Origin of the sequence: Pseudoflavonifractor phocaeensis, from assembly GCF_016901735.1 — a bacterium.
GTDB lineage: Bacteria > Bacillota > Clostridia > Oscillospirales > Oscillospiraceae > Pseudoflavonifractor_A.
Genome location: NZ_JACLZC010000119.1, coordinates 1 through 3,531, shown reverse-complemented (window position 1 = coordinate 3,531; position 3,531 = coordinate 1). Strand labels below are relative to the sequence as shown.

Here is a 3,531-nt window from a genome sequence, read left to right as displayed (position 1 = left end):
GATAAGGGGGACATAGATGGGGGTGCAGTCGGCAAAGAGGGCCTGGGCGTGGTAGTTCTCAAAATAGGGGGAGAACATGACGATCTTGTCGCCAGGATTGGTCAGGGCAAAGATGGTATCCACCATGGCCTCGGTGGAACCGATGGTCACCACCATTTCAGTGTCGGGGTCCAAAGTACGGCCCATAAAGCGGCCGCACTTTTTGGCCAGGGCCTGGCGGAAGTTGGGGGCGCCCATGGTGATGGGGTACTGATGGGGGCCCTCATGGGCCACCTGCTCCAGGCGGTCCAGCATGGCCTTGGGGGGATCGAAGTCGGGGAAGCCCTGGGCCAGGTTGATGGCGCCGCAGTCGATGGCGATGCGGGTCATGCGGCGGATGACGGAGTCGGTAAAGTATTTGGTTTTTCTGCTCAATTCCTGCATGGCGGTCGGCCTCGCTTTCTCAATGGTAAGATGATGTTAATGGATACCCAGAACGTCGCCGGCCACGGGGGTCATATGGTTGGCGGTGAGGACGGCGGAGAGGCGGTCCACGTCGGCCACGCGGAAGATCATGCAGGCCCGATCGCTGACCAGGCCAAAGACCGAGTACATATACTCCACGTCGATCTGCTCCTTGGCCAGGACGCCCAGCACTCTGGCCAGCGCGCCGGGCTCATCGGGGACGACCACAGCCAGCACAGGGGTCATGGACAGGATGAAGCCATGCTCCAGCAGGACGGAAGCGGCCTCCTGGGAGCGGTCCACGATCATGCGGAGGACGCCGTAGTCGCTGGTTTCGGCGATGTGGATGGCCCGGAGGTTGATGTTGCGCTCGGCCAGAACAGCGGCGATCTCGGCCAGCTGTCCGGCGCGGTTTTCCAGGAATACGGAAATCTGATGGATGGTCATAATGCAGCTCCTCTCTCAGATCTTGCGTCTGTCGATGACGCGGACGGCCTTGCCCTCGCTGCGCTGGATGGACTTGGGGGCCACCAGGCGGACCTTGGCATAGATACCCAGCATGGACTTGAGATCGCCCACCAGTTTCTTTTCCATCTCAGAGACCTGGCTCAGCTGGTCGGAGAACATCTCGGGGGTCATCTCCACCTGAACCTCCAGGGTGTCGGTGTTGTTGACCCGGTCCACGATGATCTGGTAGTTGGGGGCGAAGCTCTGACCCAGAAGGACGGTCTCGATCTGAGACGGGAACACGTTGACGCCCTTGATGATGAGCATATCGTCGCTTCTGCCTCTGGGCTTGGACATTTTGACGTGGGTACGGCCGCAGGGGCACTTCTCCCGGCTCAGGACGCAGATGTCCCGAGTGCGGTAACGGAGGAGGGGGAAGGCCTCCTTGGTGATGGAGGTAAAGACCAGCTCACCCTGGGTGCCGTCGGGGAGGACCTCGCCGGTGTCGGGGTCGATGATCTCGGCGATAAAGTGGTCCTCATTGATGTGCATACCGGTCTGGGCGGAGCACTCGAAGGAGACGCCGGGGCCGGAGAGCTCGGTAAGGCCGTAGATGTCGTAGGCCTTGATGCCCAGCGTCTTTTGGATATCCTGCCGCATTTCCTCGCTCCAGGCCTCGGCGCCGAAGATGCCGGCCTTCAGGGGGATTTGGTCGGGGGTGAGGCCCATTTCCTTCATAGACTCGCCCAGGTAGGCGGCGTAGGAGGGAGTGCAGCAGAGAATGGTGGCGTTCAGGTCACGGATGAACATGATCTGCCGCTCGGTGTTGCCCGAGGAGGTGGGGATGGTGAGGCAGCCCACCTTATGAGAGCCGCCGTTGAGGCCGGGACCGCCGGTGAAAAGACCGTAGCCGTAGGAGACCTGGCAGACGTCCTCGTTGGAGCCGCCGGCGGCCACGATGGCGCGGGCGCAGCAATCCTCCCAGAGATCGATGTCGTGCTGGGTGTAGAAGGCCACCACCCGCTTGCCGGTGGTACCGGAGGTGGACTGGATGCGGACGCAGTCCTTGAGGGGGCGGGCGAGGAGGCCGTAGGGGTAGGCCTGGCGCAGGTCGTCCTTGGTGACGAAGGGGAGCTTGTGGAGGTCGTCCACACCCTTGATGTCGTCGGGTGTTAACCCCTTGGCTTCCATTTTGGCGCGGTAGTAGGGCACGTTGTCCCACACGTTGCGGACCTGCTGGACCAGGCGTTCATTCTGCCAGGCCAGGATCTGCTCCCGGCTGGCGCACTCGATCTCGGGCTGATAATAGCGTTCCATGGTTTCGGTCGTTCCTTTCTTGGTGGAGAGTAAGGGAAAGGCTCAGGCGTCCCGGCCCAGCCGGAAGGCTTTCTGGTTGAGCTCCAGGAATTTGGGGGGCACGCTCTTCTGAATGGCGTCCATCCAATCATCCAGGGAGAAGTCGAAGCTGCGGGAGAGGCGTCCCATGAGGGCCAGGTTGACGGCCTTGGGGCTTCCGGCCTGCTCCGCGGCGGAGAGGGCGTCGAAGGCATCCACGGAGACCCCCTTCTGCTCCATCTCCTCCACCAGGCCGGCGGGGTAGGCGGCGGCGCCGGTGATGACGGGCATGGGGTTGATCTGCTGGGTGTTGGTGACAATGTGGCCGCCGGGCTTGAGGAACTCGGTCCAGCGGGCGGCCTCGAGGAGCTCGAAGGAGACGATAAAATCGGCTTCTCCCTTGTCGATGACGGGGGAGTAGACCTTGTCGCCGAAGCGGACGTAGGTGACCACGCTGCCGCCCCGCTGGCTCATGCCGTGGACCTCGGAGACCTTGACATCATAGCCCTTGTCCAGCAGGAGGCGGCCCAGCAGCTTGCTGGCCAGGAGGGAGCCCTGACCGCCCACGCCGACGATCATGATATTTTTGGTTTTCATGGCAGTTAAACCTCCTCATGGCCCTGGAGGGCGTCGAATTTACAAAGCTGCTGACACACGCCGCAGCCCACGCAGAGGGTGGCGTCCACGGCGGCCTTGCCGTCCACGATGGAGATGGCGGGGCAGCCGATGCGCATACAGGACTTACAGCCCACGCACTTGGAGGCGTCCACAGTGAGGGGCTTTTTGTGCTTGACGTACTTGAGGAGGGCGCAGGGCCGGCGGGAGATAATGACCGAGGCCTCGTCGGCTTCCAGCTCTTCCTTGATGGCGGTCTCGCACTGGCTCAGGTTGTAGGGGTCCACCACCCGCACCCGGCGGATGCCCACCGAGCGGCAGAGGGTCTCCAGGTCGATCTTGGTGCAGGGGTCGCCCTTGAGGTTGTAGCCGGTGGTGGGGTTCTGCTGGTGGCCGGTCATGCCGGTGATGGAGTTGTCCAGAATGATGACGGTGGCGGGGGACTCGTTGTAGGCGATGTTGACCAGGCCGGTCATGCCGGAGTGCATAAAAGTAGAGTCGCCGATGACGGCCACAGTCTTTTTGGGGTCGCCGCCGGCCTTGAGGAAGCCGTGGATGCCGGAGACCGAAGCGCCCATGCAGAGGGTGGAGTCGATGGCGGCCAGGGGGGCGACGGCGCCCAGGGTATAGCAGCCGATGTCGCCCAGCACGGTGAGCTTGAGCTTATTGAGGGTGAAGAAGAGGCCGCGG

Annotated in this window: 5 protein-coding genes; all 5 read right to left on the bottom strand. The window is 62.6% G+C overall.

Annotation, left to right across the window (positions count from 1 at the left end; all coding sequences use genetic code 11):
- Nucleotides 1-423 (bottom strand): aminotransferase class I/II-fold pyridoxal phosphate-dependent enzyme (locus H7U37_RS14605; RefSeq protein WP_204876868.1); only part of this gene is annotated, 423 nt, incomplete at its 3' end.
- Nucleotides 424-459: 36 nt separating this feature from the next.
- Nucleotides 460-891: an ACT domain-containing protein gene (locus H7U37_RS14600; protein WP_204876867.1), complete on the bottom strand. Its 432-nt coding sequence runs from the start codon at nucleotides 889-891 to the stop codon at nucleotides 460-462.
- A gap of 15 nt (nucleotides 892-906) precedes the next feature.
- Entirely contained in the window at nucleotides 907-2,208 is a 1,302-nt protein-coding gene (locus H7U37_RS14595; protein ID WP_204876865.1) for a phenylacetate--CoA ligase family protein, read from the bottom strand.
- 42 nt (nucleotides 2,209-2,250) lie between these two features.
- Nucleotides 2,251-2,823, bottom strand: a complete 573-nt coding sequence (locus tag H7U37_RS14590) for an indolepyruvate oxidoreductase subunit beta (protein WP_204876863.1) — start codon at nucleotides 2,821-2,823, stop codon at nucleotides 2,251-2,253.
- 5 nt (nucleotides 2,824-2,828) lie between these two features.
- Nucleotides 2,829-3,531: thiamine pyrophosphate-dependent enzyme (locus tag H7U37_RS14585; protein WP_204876862.1), on the bottom strand; the 703-nt coding region annotated here is incomplete at its 5' end.

What these genes read in the sequence shown, in the direction of transcription:
- H7U37_RS14595 (WP_204876865.1), bottom strand. Translation starts at nt 2,208, where the DNA reads ATGGAACGCTATTATCAGCCCGAGATCGAGTGCGCCAGCCGGGAGCAG.
- H7U37_RS14590 (WP_204876863.1), bottom strand. Translation starts at nt 2,823, where the DNA reads ATGAAAACCAAAAATATCATGATCGTCGGCGTGGGCGGTCAGGGCTCC.
- H7U37_RS14600 (WP_204876867.1), bottom strand. Translation starts at nt 891, where the DNA reads ATGACCATCCATCAGATTTCCGTATTCCTGGAAAACCGCGCCGGACAG.